This is a genomic window from Mesorhizobium sp. AA23, from assembly GCF_001672435.1.
Classification (GTDB): Bacteria; Pseudomonadota; Alphaproteobacteria; order Rhizobiales; family Rhizobiaceae; genus Mesorhizobium.
Genome location: NZ_LYTP01000008.1, coordinates 26486 through 53405 on the forward strand (window position 1 = coordinate 26486; position 26920 = coordinate 53405).

The following is a 26920-nucleotide window of genomic DNA, read 5'->3' on the forward strand; positions in this document are numbered from 1 at the left end:
GGTTGGCGCCCCACGCGCGGCGACCCCCTCTGTCGCCTTCGGCGACATCTCCCCCTCGAGGGGGGAGACAAGGCCGGCGCTAAATCAACTTCTCCAGCGTAATCGGCAGGTCCCGCACCCGCTTCCCCGTCGCGTGGAACACCGCGTTGGCAATCGCCGGAGCGACGCCGACGATGCCGAGCTCGCCGACGCCCTTGCCGCCCAGCGCCGAGGAATGCGGGTCGGGGATGCCGACCGAGATCGTCTGGATATCCGGGATGTCGGCATTGGTCGGCAGCATGTAGTCGGCGAGATTGCCGTTGACGATCCGGCCATGGCGGCGGTCGACGATGCCTTCTTCCAGCAGCGCCTGGCCGATACCCATGATGATGCCGCCCTTCCACTGGCTCTCCGCCAGCTTGGGGTTGTAGAGCCGGCCGGAATCGAGCGCCGACACGACGCGCGACACGCGCACCGTTCCAAAATCCTCGTCGACGCGCACCTCGACGAAATGCGCGCACCAGGAGTGGCGGGAATAATCGCCCTCGGTGTGTGGCAGCGCCATGGCGATGGTAGTGTAGTTGTTGTAGCGCTGCTCCGGCGTGAAGCTGGCCGGGACAGTGTCGCCCTTGGCCTCGATCTTTTCGCGACCGAGGGCGCGCATCAGCTCGGCGATCGAGAACTCCGGGCCGTCACCGCGCGGCGAGGCGATGCGGCCACCCTTCACTTGCAGCGTGTTCGCTTGCAGCCCATGGAAGGGCGAGCGCGGATCGGAGAGCGCCAGCCCGATCAGCTCGTCCAGCGCCTGGCCCGCCGCCTTGTAGACGGCGCCGGTCATGACCCCGGCAAGCCGCGAGCCGCCGGTGACGCCGGCGCGGGCGAAATGGGAATCCCCCAGCCTCACCGACACCTTCTCCACCGGCACGCCAAGCGTCTCGGCCGCGGTCTGCGCCAGGATCGTGTAGGTGCCCTGGCCCATGTCGATGGAGGAGCTCTCGACCTCGACCGAGCCGTCGGCCAGGAGCTTCACCACGGCCTCGCCATAGGCGCGCCGAACCGGATAGGTGCCGGCCGCGACGCCCCAGCCGATGAGCTGGTGGCCGTCACGCATCGAGCGCGGCTCGCGCGAACGCTTAGCCCAGCCGAAGGCTTCCGCGCCGGCGGCAAAGGCCTCCCGCAACTGCCTTGTCGACCACGCCTTCTTCGCGTGGGGATCCTGCTCGGCATAATTGATCAGCCGCATCTCCAGCGGGTCGATACCGAGCTCATGGGCGAGCTCGTCGATGGCGCATTCGATACCGAAGGCGCTCGGGTTCTCGCCCGGCGCGCGCTTCGCCCCCGGCACCACCGTGTTCACCCTGACCACATTCTGTTTCGAGGAGAAATTAGGCGTCGCATACATAATCGAGGTGACGGAGCCGAGCGGCTCGACCCACATGCCGTCGACCGCCGTCTCGTTGACGCCGCGATGCACGATCGACTGTATGCGGCCCGCCTTGTCGGCGCCGATCGCAACCGTCTGGCGCGTCGCGGCGCGGCCGCCATAGGAGGTGAAATTCTGCGGCCGGTTGAGCACCAGCTTCACCGGGCGTCCGAGCATCTTTGCCGCTGCCGCCGCCACCGCGCTGTGCGCGAGCGCCAGCGCCTTGGAGCCGAAGCCGCCGCCGATATAGGGCGAGACCAGCCGCACGTTCTGGAACGGCACGCCGAACCATTCGGCATAGGTGCGCGCCATGCCGTCGAGCCACTGGCTCGGTTCCCAGATGGTGAGCTGGTCGCCCTCCCAGCGCGCGATCAGCCCGTGCGGCTCCATCGCCGCCTGGAACTCGCGCGGCGTGTTGTAGGCGGCGCAGACGCGCACCGGTGCCTCGGCGAAGGCGGCTTCGGCGTCGCCCCATTCCTTGGTCATGGCGTCGACCGGAATACCGTCGCTGCCGTCGCTCAGGTCGACGACTGCCGGCGTCTCGTCATAGCTGACCTTGACCAGCGCCGCGGCGGCGACGGCCTGCTCGAAGGTCTCGGCCACGACGGCAGCAATGTGCTGGCCGGAAAAGGTGACCTCGCGGACGAGCGGGCAATAGGTTTCTTCGGACGGCTGTCTGCCGAACCAGTCCGATGCCGAATTCAAGTCCATGATGGTGTCGGGCGTCAGCACCGCGAGCACGCCTGGCGCGGTTTCCGCCGCGCGCGTGTCGATGCCGGTGACCTTGCCGGCGGCAATCGTCGCGCCGACCAGTACCGCATGGGTCAGGCCTTCGAGGTGCTGTTCGAACGCGTAACGCGCGGCGCCGGTGATCTTGGCCGGGCCGTCGACGCGCGACAGGCGCCCGCCCACCGCTTCGAGGCCCGCGCTGTCGGAGCCTGCGTGTTTCATGTCATGAACGGTCATGCCGTTTCTCCCAATTTCAGGATGGCGCGCGCGATCACGCGGGGCGCCAATGCAATCTTGTAGTGGTTGGCGCCGTGGTCGACGGCGCCCTCCATGGCGAGATCGCTCGCCTTGCGAACGGACGCTTCGTCGAGCGGCTTGCCCTTCAGCGCCGCTTCGACTTCGCGCGCCCGCCACGGTTTCGTCGCGACGCCGCCGACCGCGACGCGGATGTCGCGTATGGTGCGGCCGTCGCCCTCGAGCTCCAGTCCGACGGCAGCGCTCGCCGCCGCGAACTCATAGGACTGGCGGTCGCGGACCTTCAGATAGGTCGAGCGCCGGGCCGCGGCGGAGCCCGGGATCTCGATGGCCGTGATCATTTCGCCGGGGCGGATGTCGTGCTCGCGTTCGGCCGTGGCGCCAGGGGCGAGGAAGAAGTCCTCGACCTTCAGCTTCCGCTCGCCGAGATCGACCTCGGCGTCGAAGGCGACCAGCGCGATGGCAAGATCGCCCGGATAGGTGGCGATGCAGGCTTCGCTGGTGCCGAGCACCGCATGGCCGCGCGTGACGCCGCCGATCGCCGAGCAGCCGCTGCCCGGCTCGCGCTTGTTGCAGGCCGGGAAGTTCTGCGGATCGCGGAAATAGGGACAGCGCGTGCGCTGCATCAGGTTGCCGCCGATGGTCGCCATGTTGCGCAGCTGCGCCGAGGCCGCCTGCCACAACGCTTCCGAAACCGCTGGGAAGTGGCTTTTCACCTCGGCGTTGTCGGCGACATGGCTCATCTTGGCCAGCGCGCCGATGACGGCGCGGTCGGCGGTTACATCAATGGCGTTGAGCCCCTCGATATGGCTGATGTCGATGACGGTGGCCGGTTCGGCGACGCCGCATTTGGCGAGATCGATGAGCGTCGTGCCGCCGGCAAGCAGCATGGCGCCGGGAAGGGCGGCCGCGTTGCGCGCGGCCTCGACGCTGTCGGCGCGAAGATAGGAAAAGTCTCTCATGAGCGGAGCTCCCTAGCTGCCTGGCGGACGGCGGCGACGATGTGCGGATAGGCGCCGCAGCGGCACAGATTGCCGGCCATGTATTCGCGGATCTCCTCGTCGGAGCCGGCATGGCCCTCGCGGATGCAGGCCACCGCCGACATGATCTGTCCCGGCGTGCAGTAGCCGCACTGGAATGCATCCTGTTCGAGGAAGGCGGCCTGCACGGCGTGCAGCGTGCCGTCTTCGTCGGCGATCCCTTCTATTGTCGTGATCGAGCGTCCCTCGACCTGGGCGGCGAGCGTCAGGCAGGCCAGCACCCGCTCACCGTCGACATGAACGGTGCAGGCGCCGCACTGGCCCTGGTCGCAGCCCTTCTTGGTGCCGGTGAGGTGGAGCCGCTCGCGCAGCGCGTCGAGCAGGGTAACCCGCGGCTCTACATCGAGCGCGTGGTCACGGCCGTTGATGGTGAGGTGGACGGACAAGGTGGTGGGGCTTGCGCCGTTGCTGGCCTGGCCGTTCCTGAAATGGCCGTCTTCGGGAGGGTCGATGATTGTCTGGCTGGTCATGAGGCGTCAGGCTCCGATTGCTGGACGCTAGGGGGAGGGAAATCGGGCTTGGGAGGAGAGGGGCAAGGCGTCGAAGCAGCTAATCTCCCCCTTGCGGGGGAGATGCCCGGCAGGGCAGAGGGGGTCGTCTCACGTAGAGCGCCAACGTCCTCGCGCGTCGCGCGCCAGCAAGGCGTTTCACGCGCGGCGACCCCTTCTGTCGCCTTCGGCGACATCTCCCCCTCGAGGGGGAAGATTAGGCGCTTACCCCGTGACATATCGCTTCCCCTGATTATATGATAAGACAACTCCACTAAAACGGAGGCGCCTCCGTTTATTTACGTGGGGGCTGACCCGCATGGGTTCAAGCCCCATATTGCGAGAGTGGAGAAAAAAGCTGACTGAACAACCCCCGGAGCCTGCCGAAAAGCCTGAAACGCCGGCGCCAAAGCCGCTGCGCGCCGACGCGCGGCGAAACCGCGACCAGCTTGTCGAGGCGGCGGCGCAGGCGTTTGCGGCCGAGGGTGTCGATGCCTCGCTGGAGGAGATCGCCAAGCGGGCAGGAGTCGGCATCGGCACGCTCTACCGGCATTTCCCGACGCGCGAGCATCTGGTCGAGGTGGTCTACCGCCGCGAGGTGGAAGGGCTCTGCCATGCGGCCGAGGAACTCGCCGGCGCTCATCCGGCCGATGTCGCGCTGGAACTCTGGATGCAGCGCTTCGTCGACTATATCGCCACCAAACGCGGTCTGGCGACAAGCCTGCGGCTGCTGCTCACCACCAACTCGACGCTGTTCTCCGATACCTCAGGCCGCGTATCCGGCGCGCTGAAGGGGCTGGTCGAACAGGCCGCAGCTGCGGGGAAGATCCGCGCCGACGTCGATGCGTCGGACGTGCTGCATGCGCTGGGCGGCATCTACTCCGCCCCCAACACGCCCGACTGGCGGGACCGCTCGGGGCGGCTGGTGAAGCTCTTGATGGATGGGCTGAGGTTCGGGGCATCGGAGGCGGCGAAAGCCGGCCGAAGCACGCCTAGCTAGCCGGCGCTTCGTCTGTCCGGTTCCTAGCTGGTGATCCAGTCCGCAAAGGCCGACATCGCGGCGGTCGGTTCCCTGGACTTCAGCTTGGTCAGCCAGTAGCTGCCGAGCGATATGGAGGCCTGGAAAGGGCGCCTTATCGACCCCTTGCTCAGTTGTCGCGAAAACATCAACGCCGGAGCCAGGGCAACGCCTGCTCCTTGTTCGGCGGCTTCCATCATCGCCAGTGACGAATCGAAGACGATCGCGCTCGCGAAGTTCGCAGGCGCTTCCATGCCGGCGGCCTCGAACCAGCGGCTCCATTCGTCCTGACGGTAGCTGCGCAGCAAGGTAAGCGCGCCGAGGTCCTGCGGCGCGTGAAGCTTCGCCGCCAGTTCCGGCGTGCAAAGCGGCGTCAGAGGTGCTTCGAAAAGTTCCGTCGCATCAAGTCCATGCCAGGCGCCGTTGCCGAAGCGGATCGAAAAATCCAATCCCTCGGCCGCCAGGTCGACGCGGTTGTTGTTGGTGGACAGCCGCAGCTCGACGAACGGATGGGTGCGCCGGAAGTCTTCCAGTCTCGGAAGCAGCCAGCCGACGGCGAAGGTTCCGACGGCGCCGACGACGAGCGGTTCGCGCAGTTTTCCAGATCCGACCCGCTCCAGCGATCGCCCCAGGCGGTCGAAGGCGTCGCCGACGATCGGCAGCAGAGCCTCGCCTTCCGCCGTGATCTTGAGGCCGCGAGGCAACCTGCGAAACAGCTGCACGCCGAGCCGCTGTTCGAGCGATCGAACCTGCTGGCTAACGGCGGCCTGCGTCACCGCCAACTCGATGCCGGCGCGTGTGAAGCTGAGATGCCTGGCCGACGCCTCGAAGGCCCGCAATGCATTGAGCGGCAGGTAAGGTCGAACCATCGATGCCCAAGATTATCTTATAGCTGTTGCGATTTATCATCGTTTGTAGCCGGTTCGAAGGGGTCATAAACCCGCAATCGTCCGATCCAGAGGGAGCAGATCATGTGCAGCCGGCTTCGCTTCACCATCGCTGCCGTCGTCCTCGCCTGCGCGCCGGGCAGCCTGTCGGGCGCTCGCGCCGCCGATCAGGACGCCAAGATAAGGCACCTCGTCGATGAGGCGGTGAAGCCGGTGATCGCCCAGTACGACATTCCGGGGATGGCCGTCGCCGTGTCCGTGAACGGCGAGCGTTTCTTCATCGACTATGGCGTGGCCGAAAAGGACACCAGGGCCGCCGTCACCCGCGATACATTGTTCGAGCTCGGCTCGATCAGCAAAACCTTCACCGCGACGCTCGCGGCCTATGCCGAGGTCGAGGGCAAGCTGGCGCTTGGCGACAAGGTCGGCAAGCACATGCCCGAGCTTCAAGGCAGCGCGCTGGGCGATGTCAGGCTGCTCGACCTCGCCACGCACACGGCCGGCGGTTTCCCGCTGCAGCTGCCCGATACGGTGAAGACGCAAAAACAGCTCATCGCCTATTATCGCCAATGGAAGCCGCAATTCGCGGCCGCCACCACCCGCACCTACGCCAACCCGAGCATCGGCCTGCTCGGGATGGCCACCGCCAAGGCGATGGGCGCGAGCTTCCCGGCGCTGATGGAAAAACGGCTGCTGCCGGAACTCGGCTTGCGGCGAACCTACGTCAACGTCCCGGCCGCACAGATGAAATCCTACGCCTGGGGCTACAACCGCAACGACAAGCCTGTCCGCGTCACCCCGGCATTGCTCGCCGAAGAGGCCTACGGGATCAAGTCGAACGCAGTCGATATGATCCGCTTCATCGAGGCCAACATGGGCGTCGGCAAGGTGCCGGACGATGTCGCACGCGCGCTCGAAGCCACCCACACCGGCTATTTCCGTGCTGGCGAACTCATCCAGGATCTGATCTGGGAGCAGTATCCCTATCCGATCGACCTGGCGAAGATCGTCGCCGGGAATGCGCCCGGTATGCTGCAGCCGATCCCTGCAACTGCGATCGAGCCGCCGATGGCGCCACGCGCCGATGTGGTGCTCAACAAGACCGGCTCGACAAACGGCTTCGGCGCCTATGTCGCCTATGTCCCGTCGAGGAAGATCGGCATCGTCATGCTGGCGAACAAGGCTTACCCGAATGAGGCGCGAGTCCGGGCGGCCTACCAGGTGCTGTCGCGGCTCACCGACTAGCCGCGCGTCCGATCGCTTCGGCGCTCCTTGGCCAATGCACTTTTCACCGGCGCTGCGCCTGCGCCCCAAAAAACCTGCCCAAAATGGAGAAACAGATGACCTCGATCACCCGGCGTTCAGCGCTTGCCGGCGCATTCGCATCCTTGCCGATCGTCCGTATCCAGGCGGCGACGCGGCCGGGCAAGCCCGATGTGGTGGCCGCGACCAAGGCGGTCGAAGCGCTCGAAGCCAGGAATGGCGGGCGCCTGGGCGTCATGGTTCTCGATATCGGGACCAACGCCGCGATCGAGTACCGGGCGGACGAGCTGTTTCCGATGACCAGCACCTTCAAGTTCCTCGCCGCCGCGGGCGTGCTCAAGGCGGTCGATGACGCCAAGGCCAAGCTCGACGACCGCATCGTCTATGCCGCATCCGATGTCGAGCAGGGCTATTCGCCGATCACGAAGGACCACGCCGGCGACGGCATGAAGCTCGAGGACGTCTGCGCCGCGGCGGTCGTGTGGAGCGACAACACCGCCGGCAACCTGCTGCTCAGGCTGCTCGGCGGGCCGCAGGGCCTTACGCGCTTCGCGCGCACGCTCGGCGACGATGTCACCCGGCTCGATCGCACCGAGCCGACGCTGAACACGGCCATCCCCGGCGACAAGCGCGATACGACCAGCCCGAGAGCGGCGCTTGGCGACGCCAGGCGCATCCTGCTGGGGGACGCGCTGTCGCCGGCATCGCGCAAACGGCTCGAGGCCTGGCTGTTCGAAGACAAGGTCGGCGCGGCGCGAATCCGTGCCGGGCTGCCCGCAACGTGGGGCATCGGCGACAAGACCGGCAGCGGCGACAACGGAACGACCAACATCGTCGCAATCCTATGGCCGCCCGATGGCGCGCCCATTCTCGTGGCCGTCTACTACACCGGATCCACTGCGCCGCGGGCGTCGCGCGAGGCAGTCCACGCCGATATGGCCCGCATCATCGTCGAGACGTTCGCAGGATAGCGCGGCCTGGGCGGCGTTGCCGACGGCCGTACGGGGCCAAACCCGGCGACGGCGGCGTTTATGTTTTGAGGCGTTGGAACTGCCAATCTCCCCCCTTGCGGGGGAGATGCCCGGCAGGGCAGAGGGGGGTGCTGTCCCGCCAGCCTGTCAATTCTTGGCAGTCCCACATTCATCCTGTCGGTGAACCGATCCGGCCAACGGTAGCGTTCCTTCGCACCCCCCTCTGGCCTGCCGGCCATCTCCCCCCGCAAGGGGGGAGATTAGCGGCTTCGGCGTCTCGCCTTCTCCTGTTGCCGGAGAACGGCTAGGCTTCGCGCCAAAGCACCCCCAGGAGCCCGCCCATTCCAAAGCCCACCTTCCTCGAAATTGCCCGCCGCGCCGGGGTCGGCACGGCGACGGTGGAGCGCGTTTTGAACGGCAGGGGCGGGGTGCGCCCCGAGACGGTGGAGAAGGTGGTGGCGGCGGCGCGCTCGCTCGACTATCCGCGCCGACTGCCCGAAGCGCATCGCGGCGTCATCCGCATCGAGGTGATCCTGGTCAGGCCCGACGCCACCTTCTTCGCGCGCCTCTCCCGCGCCTTCGAACGCATCGCGGCGACGCTCGACCGCTCGATCGCCGTCCACCGCACCTTTCTCGACGAGGCCAATCCGGCGGCGATCGCCAAGCGCATGCTCGAACCGGAGATGCGGCGCGCCGCGCTGATCCTCGCCGTGCCCGACCATCCGCTGGTGAGCGCGGCGGTGGCGAAGCTGGAGGCGGAAAACATCCCGACGGTGCAGATCGTCACCCAGATCTCCGGCACCAAGAGCACCTATGTCGGCATCGACAATTACGCCGCCGGCCGCATGGCGGGGCTGCTGATGGCGAAGATGCAGCGGCGGCCGGGCAAGGTGGTCGCGATCTGTCACAGCCAGATCTATCGCGTCCACCGCGACCGCGTACGGGGCTTCTTCGACTATCTGATCGACGAGGGGCGGGATTTCGAACCCATCGCCACCCTGTTCGGTTTCGACAACGGCGACCGCAATGCCGAGCAGTTGCATGAGGCGTTTGTGCGCTGGTCCGACCTTGCCGGCCTGTACAATGCCGGTGGCGCCAACACGGCGCTGAACGAAGTGCTGCGCCGGCACCCACGCGGTCGCGACGTCTTCTTCGTCGGCCATGAACTAACCGAGCGCAGCACGCGCGGCCTGCATGACGGCACGATGGACGTCGTGCTCGACCAGGCGCCGGAGGCGCAGGCGCGCCGCGCCATCGACCTGGTGCTGGCGGCGCTCAACCTGCACGACCTGCCGGTCGACAACCCGCCGATCCGCTTCATCACCTTCACTGCCGAGAACCTTTGATCTGATTTGATCAAGGTTGCGCGAGCCTTGGCCGGCATCGCGGTGCTAACTCGACCGCGAACGGGAGACGAGCATGTGCGAATTCTCCCCCTCATCCGGCCGCTGCGCGGCCACCTTCTCCCGAGCGAAGAAGAGGGCCGGCACCGACGCAGCCTGGCTCCTCTCTCCCTGGGGAGAGGTCGGATGGCCCCGAATTGCGCTTCGCAAGTCGGCTGCCAATCCGGGTGAGGGGGACCTTTCACAAGCCTGATCGTCCGCCCGCGAACGGGAGGATCATCGGTGGCAAGACGCTTGACGGCCTACGACCTGCAAAGCGCCAAGGGCAGCAGGAAATGGCTGCAGCTGCATGTCGACACGCCGGCCGAGGCGGCGGCCGCGGTCGCCTGCGACATCGTCATCCTCTCCTGCGAGCCCGACCACAATCTGGAATCGATCCGCCAAGCGGCGCCTCACGCGTTCCTCTCCGTCGGCATGCCGCATGGCGCGGTCGCGTCGCCCGAGGAAGCGGTGCGGCTGGGCTTCGCCATGATGAAGCGCGGCGCCGACGCGGTCTATTCATCGCACTCGCCGCGCTTCATCGAGGCGATGGCCGCGGAAGGCATTCCCGTCACCGGCCATGTCGGCCTGGTGCCGAACCGCGCCACCTGGACGAATTTCCGAGCCGTCGGCCGCACGGCGGAAGAGGCCTTCAAGGTGCTGCGCGCGGCCAAGGACCTGGAGAATGCGGGTGCGGCCTGCATCGAGGTCGAGGTGGTGCCGGTCAGGCTCGCCGACCACATCACCCGCTCGACGCCGCTGATCACCATGGGCATGGGCTGCGGCACTGCCTGCGACACGCAGTATCTGTTCTCCTGCGACGTGCTGGGCACCCACACCGGCCACTATCCGCGCCATGCCAAGCGCTATGCCGACTTCGTCACGCTGGAGGCCGAGCTGCAGGAAAAGCGCATCAGTGCCTTCCGCGCCTTCGGCCGCGACGTCGCCGAAGGCAGCTACCCGGAAGCGAAGCACCAGGTGGACATGGACGATGCCGCCTACGACCGCTTCCTCACGCTCTCTCAATCGCTGTGAGACCAGCCATGGACGACCTGCAATACGGCACGCGCAACAAGAGGGGCGATTGGGCCCCGAACGAACCGGCCGGCACCGCGCCGCTCTTTGCGTTTCCGCCGCGACCGCTGGCGTTGCTGAAGTGGCTGCCGCATTATTTCCTGCCTTACAACCTGCTCTTCGCCCTCTCGGCAGTGGTGTGGTGGCGCTACGTGCTGCCGGACGTCGAGACGATGAAGACGCTCGCCATCGGCTGGATCCTGCGCCTTTTCATCGTCAACTGCGCGGCGCTGCTTGTCTTCTTCGGCGCTTTCGAGCTTCGACTCTACATTTTGAGAGCCCAGGGCAACCGCTTCAAATACAACGGCAAATGGCCCTCGGAGCAGAAGAGCAAAGCCTTCTTCTTCGAGAACCAGAACATCGACAACATGCTGCGCACCTTCGGCACCGGCATGCCGATCTGGACGGCGATCGAGGTGGCAATCCTCTACGCCTACGCCAACGGCTACGTGCCGTGGCTGACCTTCGCGGAGAATCCCGTCTACCTGTTCTGCCTGGCGCTGGTGGTGCCGATCATCCACGAGACGCATTTCTTCCTGCTGCACCGGACGATCCATTTGGGGCCGCTCTACAAATGGGTGCATTCGGTGCACCACAATTCGGTCAACCCGTCGCCCTGGTCGTCGCTGTCGATGCATCCGGTGGAGCAGCTCGGCTATCTCGGCGTCGCCTTCTGGCACCTGATCATTCCGTCCAACCCGCTGCTGGCGCTCTACCAGCTCCACTATGCCGGCTTCGGCGCGATCCCGGGCCATGTCGGCTTCGACAAGGTGGAACTGACCGAGGACAGATCGGTCGATAGCCACGCCTATATCCACTACCTGCACCACAAATATTTCGAGGTGAACTACGGCGACGGCCTGATCCCGTTCGACCGCTGGTTCGGCACTTTCCACGACGGCAGCAAGGACGGCGAGGCGCGCATGCAGGCCCGCTACGAGAAGAAGAAGGCGCGCGCCAACGCTGCCGCGAAATGACAGCTGCAGAGAAAGCCACGTGGCCGGCCTGAGCCGCCCGCTTCAACGATCCCGAAAGGGCCGGCGAACAAGACAGGAGTGAGCCGGCACTCCAAATCCAGAGGGAGGAAACCCGTGCAGAAACTTCTCATCTCGACGGCGCTCGCCGCTTTCATGGCGACCGCGTTCGCGACTGTCTCGACCGGCGCCTTCGCCGCCAAGCTCGGCGTCTCGATCGTCAACTTCGACAACAATTTCCAGACGCTGCTGATGCATGGCATGCAGGCGCGCGCCAAAGAGAAGGGCGCCGAGATCCAGGTCGAGGACGCCCAGAACGACGTCGCCAAACAGCTGGACCAGGTCAAGAATTTCATCGCCAGCGGCGTCGACGCCATCATCGTCACGCTGGTCGACACCAATGCCTCGAAGACCATCAGCGAGGAAGCCGCCAAGGCCGGCATTCCGCTGGTCTTCGTCAACCTCGAGCCATCGGACATGAAGAACCTGCCGGAGAAACAGGTCTATGTCGGCTCGAACGAGGTCGAGTCCGGCACGCTGGAAGCCTTCGAGGTCTGCAAGATGCTGCGCGCCAAGGGCAAGTCGGCCGGCGCTACCGCCTACATCATCATGGGCAGCTTGGTGCATCAGGCGGCGCTCCAGCGCACCAAGGATGTCGAGCAGATCTTTTCGACCGACATGTGCAATTTCATCAAGGTCACCGACAAGCAGTCGTCCGAATGGTCGCGCGACAATGCGCAGAACCTGATGACCAACTGGCTGACCGCCGGCCCGGCGCCCGACGCCGTCATCGCCAACAACGACGAATCCGCCATCGGCGCCATCCTGGCGCTCAAGGCCAACGGCGTCGACCTGAAGAATGTCGTGGTCGGCGGCATCGATGCCACGCAGGACGGGCTCCAGGCGATGAAGGCCGGCGAGCTCTCGGTCACGGTGTTCCAGAACGCCAAGGGCCAGGGCGGCGGCGGTGTCGATGCGGCGCTCGCGCTTGCCAAAGGCGAGAAGGTCGACCGCGTCGTCTATGTGCCGTTCGAACTGGTGACGCCCGCCAACGCGGCGGAATACCTGAACAAGAACTAGACCCGGATCATCGGGGCGGCCGGCTTCGCAGCCCCGATGGGTTCGCCTCGATCTGAAGGCAAGACAGATCTGAAGGGAAGAAAAATGACCGGTTGGATCAGGGCCTGCGGGCTCGACGACATCGAACAGGAAGGCGCCCGCCGCTTCGACCATGGCGGCAAGACCTATGCCGTCTTTCGCTCGCCCGACGACGAGGTCTTCTGCACCGACGGGCTTTGCACGCATGAGGCGGTGCACATCGCCGACGGGCTGGTCATGGACTACGAGGTCGAATGCCCAAAGCACGCCGGCGCCTTCGACTACCGCACCGGAGCCGCCAAGCGCCTGCCGCCATGCATCAATCTCAGGACCTATCCGGCGAAGGTCGAGGCGGGAGCGGTGATGGTGGCGGTGGGCTGAAAAGCTCCCCCTTCTCCCCTTGTGGGAGAAGGTGGATCGGCGCGCAGCGCCGAGACGGATGAGGGGTGTTCCAGCTTGGCGGCCACGACGACAGCGCAGCGACATTCCCCAGCGCCTCACTCCGTCCAGCACCCCTCATCCGTCGCCTTCGGCGACACCTTCTCCCACAAGGGGAGAAGGAAAGAGGCGCTAAATCCCCTCGCCATCCACCAGCGGCACGTCCTCGCCTTCCCAGGGGCTCGGCAACGAACCTCGCCCCGCCGTGGGCAGCGGCATCCAGCATCTGAGCTCCGGCTCGGCATACTCGACGACGCGTCCGGGCGATGAATCCGACGCCCGCCAGCCTTCCTCGCCGAACTGGTCGGCGCGCGACCAGTAGGCCATGTCGACCTCGGCCGGTCCCTGTTCGGACGAGCGCACCGTCACCAGGATGCGACTGCCGTCCCGCGGCGCGCTCGCCATGTTGCGCCAGTGGTCGGTCTCGTCCATGTGGTCTCCTCCCAAGAAGCTTCGTGGCAATAGTCGCCGCCCGCCGGGGAGGGGTCAACCCGAACTTGGCGCGAGACAGAAATATCGTTCACGGCTAATATGTTCGCCGACCGCAATCGGACGGACGACCATGGACGAAGGGTTGCCTCAAGCCACCCGTCTCGGGCCGGTCCATCTCAGGGTGACCGACATCCCGGCTGCCTTGATCGTCTGGCGCGACACGCTCGGATTGGCGGTCCTCGGCGAGGATGCCGCCACGGCGGAGCTCGGCGCCGGTGGGCGGAAGCTTATCGTGCTTCACGCCGGAGCGCGGATCGCCTTGCCGCAGAAATCGCGCGATCTCTTCCATGTCGCCATCCACGTGACGAGCCGCCGCGACCTCGCCCACACCGCCGCCCGGCTTAAGGCGTCCGGCTTGCGCTACAGCGCCCAGGACCACCTGGTTTCGGAATCGCTCTACGTTTCCGACCCGTCCGGCAACGGCATCGAGATCTGCTTCGACACGCCGGAACGCTGTCTGCGCCGCGAGGTGTCGGCCGATGGCCGCGTGGCGCTGATCGGCACCGACGGCAGCGCGCATTCCGGGCTCGAGCCGCTCCATCTCCCGGGCCTTTTGCGCGACCTCGGCAATTCCGGCCATGTCGAGCAGAGGATGGCGAAGAACGCCTTCATCGGCCACATCCATATGCGCGCCCGCGCGCCGGAAGAACTGATGGAATTCTATGTCGGTGTGCTCGGCTTCCGCCCGCACATCCAGTCGAGAAGTTTCGGCATGTTCGACTGCGGCACCGGGAGCCGGCCGCATATGGTCGCCTTCAACATCTGGGCGCGTGACGAGCTGCGCGAGCCGCCGCCGGGTGCCGCCGGCCTCGACCATTTCACGGTTGAGCTTGCATCGGTCGAGGAGCTGGCTGCGCTGGAACGCAGGCTCGATGCCGCCAACCTGCCGCCGAAAAAGATCGGCGGTGCCGTGGAGACCGCGGACCCGGAAGGCAATCGCTTGCGGTTCGTGCTTCGGGAAGGTTGATCGCGCCGCAGCGGACGATTGGGGAAGACAAGTGGGAGGAGGGGAGAATGACCATCAGGGTGATAGGAACCGGCTTCGGCCGCACCGGCACGGATTCGATGCGCGAGGCGCTGACCATGCTCGGCTTCGGCCCGTGCCATCACATGTCGGAGGTCATGGCGCATGCGGAGCAGAAGCGGCTCTGGCGAGCGCTCGCCCAAGGCGCCGCGCCGGATTGGGATCGGCTGTTTGCCGGTTATAAATCCTGCGTCGACTGGCCCTCGGTGCATTACTGGCGCGAGCTGATCGAGGCCTACCCCGAGGCGCGCGTCATCCTCACCTGGCGCTCGCCGGAAAGCTGGTGGGAGAGTTTCGCAAAAACCATCCTGCCGGCCGTCATTGACAGCCAGGATCAGGAGTCGTTGGGCGTCGCCCTTGTCACGAAGCAGGTTTTCGGCGGCCGTCCGCAGGACCGCACGCATGCGATTGCCGTCTATGAGGCCAATATCGAAGCGGTGCTGAAGACGGTGCCGGCCGAGCGCCTGCTGGTTCACAAGCTGGGCGACGGCTGGGCGCCGCTCTGCGCCCATCTCGGCGTTCCGGTGCCGGACGAGCCCTATCCCAACCGCAACACCACGAAGGAGTTCCGGACGGCGCTTTCGTTGAATTGAAGGGAAGGGAGGGGAATAGGGGAAAAAGGTATTGGCATCCGATGTGCGGAGTTCACGAAGTCTGATCTTCCCTACTCCCCTACTCCCCTATTTCCGTTCCGCAGGAAGGAACACCACCATGACGAGCCATTTGGACACCACCTTCCTGACCGCCTCGCAACTGGCGGCGGCGATCCGCGAGGAGAAGGTCGGCGCTGTCGAGGCGATGGAGGCGCAGCTTGCCCGCATCGCTGTCGTCAACCCGCTGCTCAACGCCATCGTCACCCTCGACGAGGAGGCGGCCCGCGCCGGAGCGAAGGCCGCGGATATGGCGGTCGCGCGCGGCGAGGCCGTCGGTCCGCTCAACGGTGTGCCGGTCACGCTGAAGGACGGCCATGCCACAGCCGGCATGCGCACCACCGTCGGTTTGGAAGCCTTTGCCGATCATGTCCCGCCGATGGACAGCACGATTGCCGCGCGGCTGCGCAAGGCCGGCGCTATCATCATCGGCAAGACCAACGTGCCGCCCCGGCTGCGCGACCTGCAGACCGACAATCCGATCTTCGGCCGCACCGTCAATCCGTGGGACGTTACCCGCACATCCGGCGGCTCCAGCGGCGGCGCGGCGGCCGCGGTCGCCGCCGGGCTGGTGCCGCTCGAGATCGGCAGCGATGCCGGCGGCTCGATCCGGATGCCGGCGCATCTGTGCGGCGTCTATGGCTTCAAGCCGACGCAGGCGACGGTGCCGATCACCGGCAGCTACGCCGATCCGCCCGACCTGCCGCGCAGCTTCCGCCTGCTGTTCGACATCGGGCCTCTGGCCCGCGATGTCGACGATCTCATCCTGGCCCACCGCATCATCGCCGGAGCCGACGGTCTCGACACCGAAGTGCCGCCGGTGGCGACGGACGAGGCGCCGGAGCCGCCGCTGGGGACGCTCAGGGTTGCCTTCGCGCCCGAATTTCCCGGAGTGCCGACCGCGCTCGACATCGCCGACGCGATCGCAGGCTTCGCGGGCGCCATCGAGGTCGGCGGCGCGCGGGTAGGGCAGGCATTGCCGCAGCACGATTTCGCGGCGGAGCGGGCGCTGTTTTCCGATCTCATCACCTGGTATTCGCAGGTCTTCCGGCAGCCGCGCGAAACCTCGCCCTCGCTGGCCGCCTATCTCGAGGCGCTCAACCGGCGCGACGAATTCATCGCTGCCTGGGAGCGCTTCTTCGACGGGTGGGACGTGCTGGTCTGCCCGGCGATGATGTGCACGGCCTTCCGCCACCGCGAGATGGGGGCGCCGATCCCCGTCGACGGCGTCGAGACGCCCTACTGGAGCGGGCTCAGCCACGCCTGCCGCTTCAACCTGACCGGGCATCCGGCCGCCGTCATTCCGATCGGTGTCGACCGGGAGGGCCTGCCGATCGGCGCCCAACTGGTCGGCCGCCGCCATTCGGACATGAAGCTGCTGGCTGTGGCGAAAGCGCTGGCGCGTCTCACCGACGGTTTCGTCAGGCCACCGGGATTGTGAGCGCGTGGAAACGGCGGGCTGCCTGAAAGACCAAGGGCCGCCGGCCCAGGGTCAAACATGCACATCGCCGAACGACAGTTCGCCGTCGTCTGCGCGTATCAGGAAGGCGGCGGCAAGCATCGCGAGATAGAACACGATGACGCCGCAGACCACCACGACGCCGGGGATGGGACCGAGCGTCGCCACGCGAAAGGTGTCGAGCAGCGAGGCGCTGAAGCCGATCGGCGAGCCTTCGCGCTGCAGGCTGGGCGTGGTGATCTTCAAGACCCAGGCAAGCATCAAGATCGTATACATGAAGACGTAGTTTCGGCGCAGCCTCCGGACCAGTGCCGCGCGCTGCGAGATGAGGAAGCGCGGCGAGCGCAGGCCTTCGCCGAGGATGGCCAGCCAGTTGGAGGCGAAGTCCGGCTGCGGCGAAAAAATCTGCGCGAAGTAATAGCGCTCGAACTGACGCACCCGCGCCCGATAGACGTCGAAGAACCGGTAGCGCCGCGCTTCGATCCATAGAAGCAGCGTGATGAGCAGCATGGCGAAGAGCAGCACGCCGTGATGCGCCGAGGGCGTCGACAGCGATACGGACAGCATCGCCGCCACCACGGTGATCGCCCAATTGCTGGTGCGGTCGAGCCGGTCGCGCCAGCCCGCCATGCGCCCGATCTCCGCGCGGTGGAAATGCGACATGGTGGTTGCGAATTCGGAGGAAGTGAGCTTCAGCGCGAACGCATCGGAGCCTCTAGGCGGCGCCGCTGCTTCGGCTGGCTTTACGGTCTGGACCTGCGACATCCCCTTGCCACGTGCCTCCCGCCGTGGCCGGCCGTTGAGCCGGCCACACCCCCTATAGCACAATGTGGGGCCGGCAGAAATGTTCCTGCTGACGCTCTCCGACGGAAGCTTTTATGCGCTCAGCCAGACCCGTTCGGCCGCGCGATGATCGCTGAGCAGGAAGTTGGGGTTGGGAACGAAACCCCTTACCTCCTTGCGCGCCGCGTCGATCCAGCTGGCGAAGGCCGGGACGATGGTCGGGCACTCGTCATGGATCATCTGCTGCAGCTCGAAATAGACGTCGCGGCGTTTCGCCGGATCGGCCAATGAGCGCGACTCCGTCAGCCGTCTGTCGAAGCTGTCGTTCTTCCAATGCGTTTCGTTCCACGGCGCGCCCGAGGCGTAGACGGAGGAAAACATCATGCTCGCCGATGGCCGCCCGGCCCAGAAGGAAGCCACCCATGGCTTCTTCAGCCACACGTCGCTCCAGTAGCCGTCATCGGGCTCGCGCTTGACATTGATGGTGATGCCGGCGGGCTTGGCCGATTGCGCGAAAAGCTCGGCCGTGTTGACCGCCTGCTCGAACGCCACGGGGGCGGCGTGCAGCTTGAGGGTAAGATCGCTCTTGCCGGCTTTCTTGAGGTGAAAACGGGCCTTGTCCGGATCGTAGGCGCGCTGCGCGATGTTAGGATTGAAGCTCGGATCGCTGGCAGCGATCGGATGGTCGTTGCCGACCCGTCCGAAGCCGGCCATCAGCAGCTTCACCATCTGCTCACGGTCGAGCGCGTGCTTCAGCGCCAGCACGACATCGGGGCTGTTGAACGGCTCCTTCGTGGCGTCCATCGGCAGCGAGAAATGCTGCTTGCCTTCGGTGACCAGCAGATAGGCGCGCGGGTCCTTCTTGAGCAGCGGTGCGATCTTGTAGTCGATGCCGTTGACGATGTGCACCGAGCCGCCTTGAAGAGCCGAGACGCGCGCCGCGGCGTCGTTGATCACCACCGACTCGACCGTATCGACATGGCCGCGATCGCTGCGCCAGTAGGTCTCGTTGCGGGCGGCCGTGGCGTGCACGCCGGGCTGGAAGGCGGTGAGCTTGAACGGACCGGTGCCGATCGCTTTCGACCAGTCGGCGAAGCTCGCCGGCACCATGGCAAAATGCAGATCCGACAGCACATAATCCATGTCGGGATTTGGTGATTTGAGCAGGATCTCGACTTGCGTCGGCGAGATGGCCCGCACTTCCGCGACGTCGGCGACCAGCCCTTTGGCCTTCGACTTGGTCTTGTCGCCGATATGCAGGCCAAGCGAGTATTTGACGTCGTCGGCGTCGAAGGTCTTGCCGTTGTGAAACTGCACGCCCGGCCTGAGATTGAGGATCCAGCGCTTGTTGCCGTCGCTGGCTTCCCAGCTTGCCGCGAGCTCCGGCGCCGGCTTGCCGTCATCGCCGATCTCCACCAGCGTGTTGTAGACCTGGCGCGACACGTTGATGGAAAAAGTGCCGATCAGCTGCGTCGGGTCCAGCGTGTCGGCGGAGCTGCCGCCGTTGAGGCCAAGGCGCAGCGCGCCGCCCTTGCGCGGCGCCTCGGCAAGGCCGCTATGTGGAAACGCCGCCGTGGCGAAGGCAGCCGCAGCGGCCGTCTTGATGAAGCTGCGGCGGTTCATGCTGTCCAGGCTAGAGAAGACGCTTCTGTCGTTCATGTCATTCTCCCATTGGTTCAATAGGCGCCAAGGACTTCGTTGACCATCAGCGGCTGTGGCGGCAGGCGCCGGTCGAGAACCGCGCTCAGCGCGCGCGCCTGCGCGCCGAGTGCTCGCTCGGGAAACAGGTTCCAGTGCTCCCAGGGGTCTTCGCGAAGATCGAACAGCTCCCCCCAGGCCGGCTGGTTGGGATAGCGGGTGAACCGCCACTCCTTGGAGATGATCGACTGGTTGTAGAGGCAGGGGTCACGTCGCGGATGATATTCACCGAACAGGAAGTCGCGGACCTCGGCGACCCGGCCGTCGATCAGCGGCTTGAGATCGGTGCCGTCGGTCGCGGGCGCCGGCAGGCCGAGCAGCGATGCGATGGTCGCGAACAGGTCGAGGTGGCTGGTCAGCGCATCGAGGCTTGTTCCGGCGCGGATGCCTGGACCGCTAAGAACCAGCGGGACCTGCAGCAGTTGTCGGTAGGGCGGTGGCCCCTTCCGCAGCAGCCCGTGGTCGCCGAGCAACTCGCCATGATCGGCGGTAAACAGCACGAAGCTGTCGTCGAGCACGCCAACGTCGTCCAGTGCGACGAGCAGCCGCCCGACGGCATCGTCGATCATCTGGATCATGCCATGCGTGTGGGCGATTGCGGTGGCCAGCGTTTCGTCGGAGATATCGTCGGTGCGCAGGAGGAAGCCCTGCTCGCGCGGCTGCTCGCCGGAGGCGATGTAGGGCACTTTGGTCGGATCGTCGCCTTCGCCGAGATAGGCCGGCATCCGCTCCAGTTCGCCCGCCCGGATGGTCGGCGTGGGCATTTGCTCCGGTCGGAACAGGTCGCAATAGGGCCGGGGCGGGGCGAAGGGGTGGTGCGGGTCCGGAAACGAGACGAACAAGCCGAACGGCTCTGCCTGCTTGCCCTGGCGCTCGATGAAGTCGATCGCCCGATCCGCGATCCAACTGGTGTAGTGCAACTCGGGCGGCACCGCGCTTTTCCAGACTTCGTTCAGATCCTGTGCCCGGCTGTCGGGGTTGGCGTCGGGCTCGTAGAGGTCCACCACTTCGGGGTGGTTGCGCTTGAGCCAGGCGGCGTAGTGGCCGGCGCGAGTGGCTTCGTTGGCTTCGCCCATCACGAGGTCGACGGCATCGAAGCCGAAATAGGGACCGTGCCAGTCCTCGCAGCCCGGCTTTTCCCAATAGGCAAGCGATTCCGGCATGCCGCGTTCGACGGGCGCGAGCAGTGGCTGAAAGTGCAGCTTTCCGACGCCTTTCGTGGCGTATCCGGCAAGCGAGAGCGCCTGCCACAGATTAGGGAGCCGATCGTCGAGCGCCACGCCGTTGCGCCACAATCCGTGATGGCGTGGATAGAGCCCTGTTGCCATGGTCGCTCGGCTTGGCGAGCAAATCTGGTTAGGCGTGAAGTGCCGATGGAAGGTTGCGCCGCGCGCGGCGATGCGGTCGATGTTTGCGGTATGGGCGACGCGGTTGCCGGTGACCGAGAGCGCGTCGTAGCGCATCTGGTCGGCACAGATGAAGATGACATTGGCTCGCTTCACGACGGCTCCGTCCGTTTCTGCCAAGCTTGCAGCTAGGGCCCGAAACGCAGCGAAATCAAAGATCAAGATTTTGGTCCGGTATGTGCTAATCCTATACCGGGAGGAAGAGATGCGTTTTTCCGGGCTCAGCGTTCGTCAACTGGAGGCCTTCGAGGCAACGATGGTGGCCGGCTCCGTGTCGGGCGCTGCGATCGCGCTCAACGTCTCGCAGCCGAGCGTCAGCCGGCTGTTGCAGGAGCTGGAGATCGACACCGGCCTCAGCCTGTTCGATCGATCGCACGGTCGGCTGGTTCCGACCGAGCAGGGCCTGCTGTTCTACGGCGAGGTCGGCAAGACGTTTCATGGCGCACGCAATCTGATCATGGCGGCGCAGGAGATCAGGGAACTGAAGCGCGGCGTCGTGCGCATCGGCACGCTGGCGGCGATGTCCTTCAACATCGTGCCGGAAGCGATCCAGCAGCTTCGGACGCGCTTTCCGGAGGCCAGGACCACCATCGCGGTGCGCAGCTCGACGGAGATCGTCTCCTCCGTCGCCTCGCGCCTGACCGACGTCGGCCTGGTGGACGCGGGCGTTTCCTTCCTGGATGCCAAATGCGTCGCCACTTTCGAGCGCAATAGCGTCTGTGTCATGGACCAGACGCATCCGCTTGCCGAGAGCGAGCGGGTCCGGCTGGAAGATTTTTCGCGTTATCCTTTCGTATCGCTGGGCGAGCTCTATTTCCGCCGCAGCCGCGACGGCGCGAGGCTGCTCGAAGTGACCGCGGCCAACACCGTCGCCGACATTTTCCAGTCATTCTTGGCTTGCGCGCTGGTCAGGGGCGGCCGCTCGCTGGCTGTGGTCGATCCGTTCACTGCGGGCTTCTATTCCGAGTTCGGACTGGCACTCAGGCCAATCCAGTTCGACATTCCGTTTCGCATCTCGATCATTGTCAATGATCGGTCGGCGACGGGGGCGGCGGCCGGCAAGGTCATCGAGGCGATGACCGATCTGATCGGCCGTTAATCAGCATTGCCGGCCGCCGGTCATGGATGCTTCCTATCGCTGAGCGGCTGATATCGGAAACGGCACCACTTCGGCCTCGGGCCGGGCATAGAGGGCGGTCGCGACCGCCTCGATCACAAGGTCGAGCGCCGCAAGCGCCGTGCGGCTTGTCTCGTCGTCGCCGCGCAGATAATGGCAGGCCCTGTCGAGGTGCAGGTGGGCGGCGGCAAAGTCGCTTTTCATTAGCTTCTCCTTATTGCCCCGCCGTGCCGCGACCATGCGTGAGTCGCTTTACCGACAAGCAAAGATGGGCGGCGGCATTTGAATCGAATTGTACGCGACGTCGAAGCTGCTTGAGAGAGGCGGGCGGAGCCGGAACTGCCCGATCCCTCCGCGCCTGTGAGGAAGTTGTCCGGCAGGGTAGAGGAGGCGCGGTCCCGCCGGCATCCCAGCCCTTGCAGGCACCTCCATCACGGTTAAAAGTGGCCTGCTTTGGAGATAGGTTGAATCGACGTTGGTCCTCCACGGCGCCCCCCCCGTCCTGCCGGACATCGCCCCCACAACGGGAGAGAGTGGCAGTTCCACCGCCGTGCAACCGATGCATGTGCGAAACCGTTATGGCGAGGATAATCGAGGGGTGCGGCAATTGTCCTTCATGCCCAACCGGCGCCGGCCGGTTTCTCTCGCGCTTGCGGCGGCGGCGCTTGCATCGATGCCGGCCGCCGCCTTCGCCGCCGAAAAAACCGGCATGTCGAGCGAAGGCATCTTCGTTCTCGAAGTCATTTTGCTGCTCGTCGTCGGCCGAGGCATCGGCGAATTGCTGGAGCGCCTCGGCCAGCCGGCGGTGATGGGACAGCTGATCGGCGGCATCCTGCTCGGGCCCTCGCTGCTCGGCTGGCTATGGCCCGCGGCCGAGCGGCTGGTCTTTGCCGGCGATGCCGCACAGAAGTCGATGATCAACGCCATCGCCCAGTTCGGCGTGCTGATGCTTCTGCTGCTGACCGGCATGGAGACGGACCTGAGGCTGGTGCGCCGCGTCGGCCGCGCCTGCTTTTCCATCTCCGCCACCGGCGTCGCCGTGCCTTTCGCGCTCGGCTTCGTGGCCGCGCAGTTCATGCCGGCCTCGCTGCTTGCCGCCGGCAGCGAGCGCATCGTCTCCGGCCTGTTTCTGGGCACCGCGCTTTCGATCTCTTCGGTCAAGATCGTCGCCATGGTGGTGCGCGAGATGAACTTCATGCGCCGCGACCTCGGCCAAATCATCGTCTCCTCGGCCATCATCGAAGACACGATCGGCTGGGTGATCATCGCCATCACCATCGGCATCGCCACGCATGGTCGAATCGAGCTCGCCAGCCTCGCCTTCACGCTCGCAGGGGTCGCCGCCTTCATGGCCTTTTCCTTCACGCTCGGCCGCCGCATCGTCTTCGACGCCATCCGCTGGACCAACGACACCTTCCGCTCGGAATACGCGGTGGTCACCGTCATCCTCGCCATCATGGGCGGTATGGCGCTGGTTACCGACTTGATCGGCGTGCATACGGTGCTTGGCGCCTTCGTCGCCGGCATATTGGTCGGCGAGTCGCCGATCCTGTCGCGTCACATCGAGGGGCAATTGCGCGGCGTGATCACGGCACTCTTCATGCCGGTCTTCTTCGGCGTCGCCGGTCTCTCGGCCGACCTGACAGTGCTCGTCGATCCCGAGCTTGCACTGCTCACCGTGGCGCTGGTGGCGATCGCCAGCCTCGGCAAGTTCGGCGGCGCCTTCATCGGCGCGGAGGCCGCGGGCATGAGCCGCAGCGAGGGCATCGCCGTCGGCTGCGGCATGAATGCGCGGGGCTCAACCGAGGTCATCGTCGCCTCGATCGGTCTGTCGATCGGCGTGATCTCGCATACGCTTTTCACCATGATCGTCACCATGGCCGTCATCACCACCTTGGCCATGCCGCCGACATTGCGCTGGGCGCTGGGACGGCTGCCGATGGGCGAGGCGGAGAAGAAAAGGCTGGAGCGCGAGGAGGTCGACCAGCGCGGCTTCATCACCAATCTGGAGCGGCTGCTGGTGGTGGTCGACGAGGGCGTCGTCGGCCGCTTCGCCGCCTACCTCGCCGGTGTCATCAGCGCCGGCAAGCCGACGACCGTGCTCCATACAAGCGGCGAAAGCGAAGCCGACCCCGTCGAGGCGGCGCATCTGGACGAGATCGAGAAAGGCGCTGAGCAGGGCCGCGAGGCGGCGAAGGAAGCCGACGAGGAGCCCGCGCATGAAGCCCCCCTCACGCGTCGCACGCATGACGCTCCGCTCTCCGCCGAGGCGGTCGCCAAGGAGGCGCGCAAGGGCTACGGCATGCTGCTCATCGGCCTCGGCCGGGCGATGACCGCGAAGGGCGGCTTCTCGCGCCGGCTCAACGAGGTCGCGGGCGCCTTCGAGGGCCCGCTCTGCCTAGTGCTTAAGCCGGCCGGCGTCGGCCGGCAGATGCCGCGTCTTGGGCCGGGATCCGGCAGGATCCTGGTGCCGGTCAACGGCACGGCGAATGCGCGCCGCGGCGCGGAACTCGCGCTTGCCGTCGCCTCCGTCACCGGCGCGCCGGTCAAGGTCCTCTATGTCGCGCGTCCGGGTCGCGACGAACCGCGCGACACCGTCTCGCATCGCCGCAGGGAGGCTGTGCTGAAGGACATTGTCGCGCTTGCCGACCGTTATGGCGTCGAGATCGAGACTGCCATCCGCTCGAGGGCCGCCGCCGCCGATGCCATTGCCCGTCAGGCGGGCAGGAACGTGGCGCTGATCGTCATGGGCGTGGCGCGGCGGCCGGGCGAGGAACTCATCTTCGGCGAGACGACGAGCGGCGTGCTGCAGCGCTGCCCATGCCCGGTGATGCTGATCTCCGACGCGCGGCTGCGCCGCGACGACGAGGGCAGGGAGGCGCTGAGGTCAGGTACGGGCACGGGCTGAGGGCAGCTTCGGCCTGACGGTTCCAATGGCTGACGGCCGCACTTCACTTGCCTTCGAAAAAGCGATGGATCGCGGCGTCCAGCTTGCCGATGAGCTCGGCGTTGCGCGTGCTGCCGGCCCAGATCAGCGCATTGAGCCGCATGTCCTTGTTGAGGAAGTTCACCTTGCGGGATTCCAGCAGATATTGCGCGACTTCGAAGTGGCGTCCCTTGATCGCCTCGATGAGCGCGCTGTTGCGTCCCGTCTTGTCGGCGAGATTGACGTCGGCGCCATGCTCGACCAGCAGCTTGACGATATCGAGATGCCCGTTCCTTGCGGCTTCGATGAGCGGCGTCCTGCCGTAATAGTCGGCGCGGGCGTCGATATCGATCTGTGGATGCTTCAGCAGCGACTGGATGCAGGCGAGGTGACCCCTGGCCGCGGCCAGGCTCAATGGCGTGCTCTTCCATTTGTTTCTGGAGTTCACGTCGACCGCCGGGTGGCCGATCAAGGTTTCGAGCACGGCGGTGCGGCCGTTATGCGCGGCAAGGTGCAGGCTTGACCAGCCGTCTTCATCGGTCTGGTTGATATCCGCGCCCGCCGCGAGCTCCGCGCGCGAGGCTTCGGCATCGCCGCTCTCGGCCGCGACCAGCAGGCGGGACCAATTCCTTGCTTCTGCGGCTTCCAGACCTGTGTCCACTGCAATATCCCCGACCGCGGATGGCGCCGGCCCGGCCGGCATTCAGATGCAGCGTCTTCTCGCGCGGAGAGTTTCACACTCGCCGTCGTCGGGCAATGGATTTCGCGTCGGCGGTGCGGCAACTCGCGGGGAGATGCCGGCAGGGCAGGTCCGAGCGTGGATCGCCGGCGCCCCATGCGACGGAGAGGGGCGTCGGCGCTTGACGCGCCGCGACCCCCTCTGTCGCCTTCGGCGACATCTCCCCCTCGAGGAGGGAGATTCATCTCGCTATGCCATCTGCAGCCGCTGCCGGCTCGGCTGCGGCGGGAAGGCGATCGCGATGCCGGCGGCGCCCAGGCCGACCAGCGCCGAGCCGATGAACAGCCAGGAATAGCTGGCATAGGCGTCGTAGATCATGCCGCCGGCGAGCGGGCCGAACGACATGCCGAGGCTGGAGAGCATGGTGGCGGCGCCGAACACCGTGCCGATGATGCGCGGCCCGAAATATTCACGTGCCAGCACCGCATAGAGCGGCATGACGCCGCCGTAGGTGGCGCCGAAGATGACAGCCAGCACGTAGAACTGCTCGAGCCGGCCGACCGCGAGATAGGCGGCGATCACGGCGGCCTGGATGGCAAGGCCGGTGATCAGCACCGGCTTGACCCCCAGCCGGTCGCCGAGCACGCCGTAGAGCAGGCGTCCGCCAAGGCCGGCAAGGCCCTCGACGCTATAGATCGAGACGGCAGCCATCGGCGCAACGCCGCAGGCCATCGCATAGCTGACCATGTGGAAGATCGGCCCCGAATGCGCCGCGCAGCAGGCGAAGAAGGTCATGCCCAGAACCAGGAACTGCGGCGAGCGCAGCGCCTGGCCGACGCTCATGCCGGGGTCGTCGGCGGCACGCGCCGGCATGCCGCCGTCGGCCGCCGCGCCGGCCGCCGGCGGCTGGCGTACCAGGAAGACGGCGGGCAGCAGGAGCACCCAGGCCATGACGCCGATGTCGAACATGGCGGTCCGCCAGTCATAGGCCGAGATCAGCCAGCGGGCGAAGGGCGAGATGGTCATCGGCGCCACTCCCATGCCGGCCGAAACCAGCGACACGGCAAGGCTTCGGTTGGTGTCGAACCAGGCGGTGGTGAGCGCGATCATAGGCGCGAAGAACGCGCTGGCCGCCAGCCCGACGATCACGCCGTAGCTGAGCTGGAAGATCAGCAGCGAATTGGCGCGGCTCGCCACCACCAGCGCCAGCCCGAGCAGCACCGCGCCGGCAAGCACGACGGGGCGGGCACCGACGCGGTCATAGATCGCGCCCCAGGCGAAGCCGCCGACGCCCATCACCAGAAAATTCAGCGTCATGGCGCTGGAAATGCCGGCGCGCGACCAGCCGGTGTCGATCGACATCGGCTCGAGAAAGATCGCCAGCGAGAACATCGCGCCGAGCGCCACACAGGTCATCAGCGCGCCGGCCGCGACGATGACCCAACGATAGGAAGGATTCATGATTTTCTCCCGTGCCCTAAGGCATCCTGTTTGATGCGGCACGGTTTTTCCAGGTCCATCGCGCCGCTTGCGTCCGAAGGACGCCGCTGCGGACACCGATCCTACAATCTGGTTGCATTTTTTATCCGGATTTTTGGGGATGTTGGCCGATCGCCTTATGCTGGCGTTCCTTCACACCCCCTCTGTCCTGCGGGACTGTCCGACAG

24 protein-coding genes are annotated in these 26920 nt (G+C 66.0%); 13 read left to right on the forward strand and 11 right to left on the reverse strand.

All coding sequences use genetic code 11. From position 1 onward, the window contains the following. Nucleotides 1–79: 79 nt before the first annotated feature. From A9K66_RS08760 to A9K66_RS08770, 3 genes are read right to left on the reverse strand one after another with little or no spacing between them, the layout of a single operon-like run. Nucleotides 80–2368 carry a xanthine dehydrogenase family protein molybdopterin-binding subunit gene (locus A9K66_RS08760; protein WP_067322406.1) on the reverse strand — a complete coding sequence of 763 codons (2289 nt, stop codon included), beginning with the start codon at nucleotides 2366–2368 and terminating at the stop codon, nucleotides 80–82. Further along, entirely contained in the window at nucleotides 2365–3348 is a 984-nt protein-coding gene (locus A9K66_RS08765; RefSeq protein ID WP_067322409.1) for a xanthine dehydrogenase family protein subunit M, read from the reverse strand. The genes A9K66_RS08760 and A9K66_RS08765 overlap by 4 nt, the downstream gene beginning before the upstream one ends. Beyond that, nucleotides 3345–3812, reverse strand: a complete 468-nt coding sequence (locus A9K66_RS08770) for a (2Fe-2S)-binding protein (RefSeq protein WP_348626430.1) — start codon at nucleotides 3810–3812, stop codon at nucleotides 3345–3347. Before A9K66_RS08770 ends, A9K66_RS08765 begins: the two co-directional genes overlap by 4 nt. Nucleotides 3813–4233: 421 nt before the next feature. Here A9K66_RS08770 and A9K66_RS08775 point away from each other — a divergent pair, with 421 nt between their 5' ends. Further along, nucleotides 4234–4914, forward strand: coding sequence for a TetR/AcrR family transcriptional regulator (locus A9K66_RS08775; RefSeq protein ID WP_067322412.1), 681 nt, complete (start codon nucleotides 4234–4236; stop codon nucleotides 4912–4914). A 23-nt stretch (nucleotides 4915–4937) separates the two neighbouring features. Here A9K66_RS08775 and A9K66_RS08780 read toward each other — a convergent pair whose 3' ends face one another. Beyond that, nucleotides 4938–5801, reverse strand: coding sequence for a LysR family transcriptional regulator (locus tag A9K66_RS08780; RefSeq protein ID WP_067322415.1), 864 nt, complete (start codon nucleotides 5799–5801; stop codon nucleotides 4938–4940). 102 nt (nucleotides 5802–5903) lie between these two features. Between A9K66_RS08780 and ampC the strand changes: the two genes are divergently transcribed. From ampC to A9K66_RS08815, 7 genes are all read left to right on the forward strand, one after another. Continuing rightward, nucleotides 5904–7064, forward strand: coding sequence for a class C beta-lactamase (gene ampC, locus A9K66_RS08785; RefSeq protein WP_067322418.1), 1161 nt, complete (start codon nucleotides 5904–5906; stop codon nucleotides 7062–7064). Nucleotides 7065–7159: 95 nt separating this feature from the next. Next, nucleotides 7160–8053, forward strand: a complete 894-nt coding sequence (gene bla / locus A9K66_RS08790; RefSeq protein ID WP_067322639.1) for a class A beta-lactamase — start codon at nucleotides 7160–7162, stop codon at nucleotides 8051–8053. Nucleotides 8054–8394: 341 nt separating this feature from the next. After that, nucleotides 8395–9399, forward strand: a complete 1005-nt coding sequence (locus A9K66_RS08795) for a LacI family DNA-binding transcriptional regulator (protein ID WP_067322421.1) — start codon at nucleotides 8395–8397, stop codon at nucleotides 9397–9399. Nucleotides 9400–9678: 279 nt separating this feature from the next. Next, nucleotides 9679–10470, forward strand: coding sequence for a 3-methyl-2-oxobutanoate hydroxymethyltransferase (locus tag A9K66_RS08800; protein WP_067322425.1), 792 nt, complete (start codon nucleotides 9679–9681; stop codon nucleotides 10468–10470). Between the two features lie 8 nt (nucleotides 10471–10478). Then, nucleotides 10479–11486 carry a sterol desaturase family protein gene (locus A9K66_RS08805; protein ID WP_067322428.1) on the forward strand — a complete coding sequence of 336 codons (1008 nt, stop codon included), beginning with the start codon at nucleotides 10479–10481 and terminating at the stop codon, nucleotides 11484–11486. Nucleotides 11487–11600: 114 nt separating this feature from the next. Beyond that, nucleotides 11601–12563, forward strand: a complete 963-nt coding sequence (locus tag A9K66_RS08810) for a substrate-binding domain-containing protein (RefSeq protein ID WP_067322431.1) — start codon at nucleotides 11601–11603, stop codon at nucleotides 12561–12563. Nucleotides 12564–12647: 84 nt separating this feature from the next. Beyond that, nucleotides 12648–12962 (forward strand): MocE family 2Fe-2S type ferredoxin, encoded by a 315-nt coding sequence (locus tag A9K66_RS08815; RefSeq protein ID WP_067322435.1) that lies wholly within the window; start codon nucleotides 12648–12650, stop codon nucleotides 12960–12962. Nucleotides 12963–13151: 189 nt separating this feature from the next. On the opposite strand, the gene A9K66_RS08820 is transcribed toward A9K66_RS08815, so the two are convergent. After that, nucleotides 13152–13451 carry a hypothetical protein gene (locus tag A9K66_RS08820; RefSeq protein WP_067322438.1) on the reverse strand — a complete coding sequence of 100 codons (300 nt, stop codon included), beginning with the start codon at nucleotides 13449–13451 and terminating at the stop codon, nucleotides 13152–13154. 130 nt (nucleotides 13452–13581) lie between these two features. On the opposite strand from A9K66_RS08820, the gene A9K66_RS08825 reads away from it, so the two are divergent. The 3 genes from A9K66_RS08825 to A9K66_RS08835 all read left to right on the forward strand — a co-directional run bounded on the left by A9K66_RS08825 (nucleotide 13582) and on the right by A9K66_RS08835 (nucleotide 16626). After that, on the forward strand, nucleotides 13582–14478 hold the full coding sequence (locus tag A9K66_RS08825) for a VOC family protein (RefSeq protein WP_067322442.1): 897 nt from the start codon (nucleotides 13582–13584) through the stop codon (nucleotides 14476–14478). A 47-nt stretch (nucleotides 14479–14525) separates the two neighbouring features. After that, nucleotides 14526–15128 carry a sulfotransferase family protein gene (locus A9K66_RS08830; protein ID WP_067322446.1) on the forward strand — a complete coding sequence of 201 codons (603 nt, stop codon included), beginning with the start codon at nucleotides 14526–14528 and terminating at the stop codon, nucleotides 15126–15128. A gap of 118 nt (nucleotides 15129–15246) precedes the next feature. After that, a complete protein-coding gene (locus A9K66_RS08835) occupies nucleotides 15247–16626 on the forward strand; it encodes an amidase family protein (RefSeq protein WP_156751041.1) in 1380 nt (459 codons plus the stop codon). A 51-nt stretch (nucleotides 16627–16677) separates the two neighbouring features. On the opposite strand, the gene A9K66_RS08840 is transcribed toward A9K66_RS08835, so the two are convergent. The 3 genes from A9K66_RS08840 to A9K66_RS08850 all read right to left on the reverse strand — a co-directional run bounded on the left by A9K66_RS08840 (nucleotide 16678) and on the right by A9K66_RS08850 (nucleotide 20627). Then, the gene (locus A9K66_RS08840; protein ID WP_082953790.1) at nucleotides 16678–17409 is read right to left on the reverse strand and encodes a DUF2270 domain-containing protein; all 732 of its coding nucleotides are present in this window, start codon (nucleotides 17407–17409) and stop codon (nucleotides 16678–16680) included. Nucleotides 17410–17520: 111 nt separating this feature from the next. Further along, nucleotides 17521–19086 carry an ABC transporter substrate-binding protein gene (locus tag A9K66_RS08845; protein WP_067322450.1) on the reverse strand — a complete coding sequence of 522 codons (1566 nt, stop codon included), beginning with the start codon at nucleotides 19084–19086 and terminating at the stop codon, nucleotides 17521–17523. Between the two features lie 17 nt (nucleotides 19087–19103). Beyond that, a complete protein-coding gene (locus A9K66_RS08850) occupies nucleotides 19104–20627 on the reverse strand; it encodes a sulfatase-like hydrolase/transferase (RefSeq protein ID WP_156751042.1) in 1524 nt (507 codons plus the stop codon). Between the two features lie 109 nt (nucleotides 20628–20736). On the opposite strand from A9K66_RS08850, the gene A9K66_RS08855 reads away from it, so the two are divergent. After that, a complete protein-coding gene (locus tag A9K66_RS08855) occupies nucleotides 20737–21630 on the forward strand; it encodes a LysR substrate-binding domain-containing protein (protein ID WP_067322456.1) in 894 nt (297 codons plus the stop codon). A gap of 33 nt (nucleotides 21631–21663) precedes the next feature. Here A9K66_RS08855 and A9K66_RS08860 read toward each other — a convergent pair whose 3' ends face one another. Beyond that, nucleotides 21664–21852 (reverse strand): hypothetical protein, encoded by a 189-nt coding sequence (locus tag A9K66_RS08860; protein WP_067322650.1) that lies wholly within the window; start codon nucleotides 21850–21852, stop codon nucleotides 21664–21666. Between the two features lie 394 nt (nucleotides 21853–22246). On the opposite strand from A9K66_RS08860, the gene A9K66_RS08865 reads away from it, so the two are divergent. Continuing rightward, entirely contained in the window at nucleotides 22247–24556 is a 2310-nt protein-coding gene (locus A9K66_RS08865) for a cation:proton antiporter (RefSeq protein ID WP_245307467.1), read from the forward strand. Nucleotides 24557–24599: 43 nt separating this feature from the next. On the opposite strand, the gene A9K66_RS08870 is transcribed toward A9K66_RS08865, so the two are convergent. Both A9K66_RS08870 and A9K66_RS08875 read right to left on the reverse strand, forming a co-directional pair. Beyond that, nucleotides 24600–25235 carry an ankyrin repeat domain-containing protein gene (locus tag A9K66_RS08870; protein WP_127214322.1) on the reverse strand — a complete coding sequence of 212 codons (636 nt, stop codon included), beginning with the start codon at nucleotides 25233–25235 and terminating at the stop codon, nucleotides 24600–24602. A gap of 267 nt (nucleotides 25236–25502) precedes the next feature. Beyond that, complete coding sequence (locus A9K66_RS08875) at nucleotides 25503–26714, reverse strand: MFS transporter (protein WP_067322465.1); 1212 nt, start codon at nucleotides 26712–26714, stop codon at nucleotides 25503–25505. Between the last annotated feature and the right edge of the window lie 206 nt (nucleotides 26715–26920).

Coding starts and splice junctions, on each gene's coding strand:
- A9K66_RS08760 (WP_067322406.1), bottom strand. CDS start 2,368: ATGACCGTTCATGACATGAAACACGCAGGCTCCGACAGCGCGGGCCTC.
- A9K66_RS08765 (WP_067322409.1), bottom strand. CDS start 3,348: ATGAGAGACTTTTCCTATCTTCGCGCCGACAGCGTCGAGGCCGCGCGC.
- A9K66_RS08775 (WP_067322412.1), top strand. CDS start 4,234: ATGGGTTCAAGCCCCATATTGCGAGAGTGGAGAAAAAAGCTGACTGAA.
- A9K66_RS08780 (WP_067322415.1), bottom strand. CDS start 5,801: ATGGTTCGACCTTACCTGCCGCTCAATGCATTGCGGGCCTTCGAGGCG.
- ampC (WP_067322418.1), top strand. CDS start 5,904: ATGTGCAGCCGGCTTCGCTTCACCATCGCTGCCGTCGTCCTCGCCTGC.
- bla (WP_067322639.1), top strand. CDS start 7,160: ATGACCTCGATCACCCGGCGTTCAGCGCTTGCCGGCGCATTCGCATCC.
- A9K66_RS08805 (WP_067322428.1), top strand. CDS start 10,479: ATGGACGACCTGCAATACGGCACGCGCAACAAGAGGGGCGATTGGGCC.
- A9K66_RS08815 (WP_067322435.1), top strand. CDS start 12,648: ATGACCGGTTGGATCAGGGCCTGCGGGCTCGACGACATCGAACAGGAA.
- A9K66_RS08820 (WP_067322438.1), bottom strand. CDS start 13,451: ATGGACGAGACCGACCACTGGCGCAACATGGCGAGCGCGCCGCGGGAC.
- A9K66_RS08825 (WP_067322442.1), top strand. CDS start 13,582: ATGGACGAAGGGTTGCCTCAAGCCACCCGTCTCGGGCCGGTCCATCTC.
- A9K66_RS08830 (WP_067322446.1), top strand. CDS start 14,526: ATGACCATCAGGGTGATAGGAACCGGCTTCGGCCGCACCGGCACGGAT.
- A9K66_RS08835 (WP_156751041.1), top strand. CDS start 15,247: ATGACGAGCCATTTGGACACCACCTTCCTGACCGCCTCGCAACTGGCG.
- A9K66_RS08840 (WP_082953790.1), bottom strand. CDS start 17,409: ATGTCGCAGGTCCAGACCGTAAAGCCAGCCGAAGCAGCGGCGCCGCCT.
- A9K66_RS08845 (WP_067322450.1), bottom strand. CDS start 19,086: ATGAACGACAGAAGCGTCTTCTCTAGCCTGGACAGCATGAACCGCCGC.
- A9K66_RS08855 (WP_067322456.1), top strand. CDS start 20,737: ATGCGTTTTTCCGGGCTCAGCGTTCGTCAACTGGAGGCCTTCGAGGCA.
- A9K66_RS08860 (WP_067322650.1), bottom strand. CDS start 21,852: ATGAAAAGCGACTTTGCCGCCGCCCACCTGCACCTCGACAGGGCCTGC.
- A9K66_RS08875 (WP_067322465.1), bottom strand. CDS start 26,714: ATGAATCCTTCCTATCGTTGGGTCATCGTCGCGGCCGGCGCGCTGATG.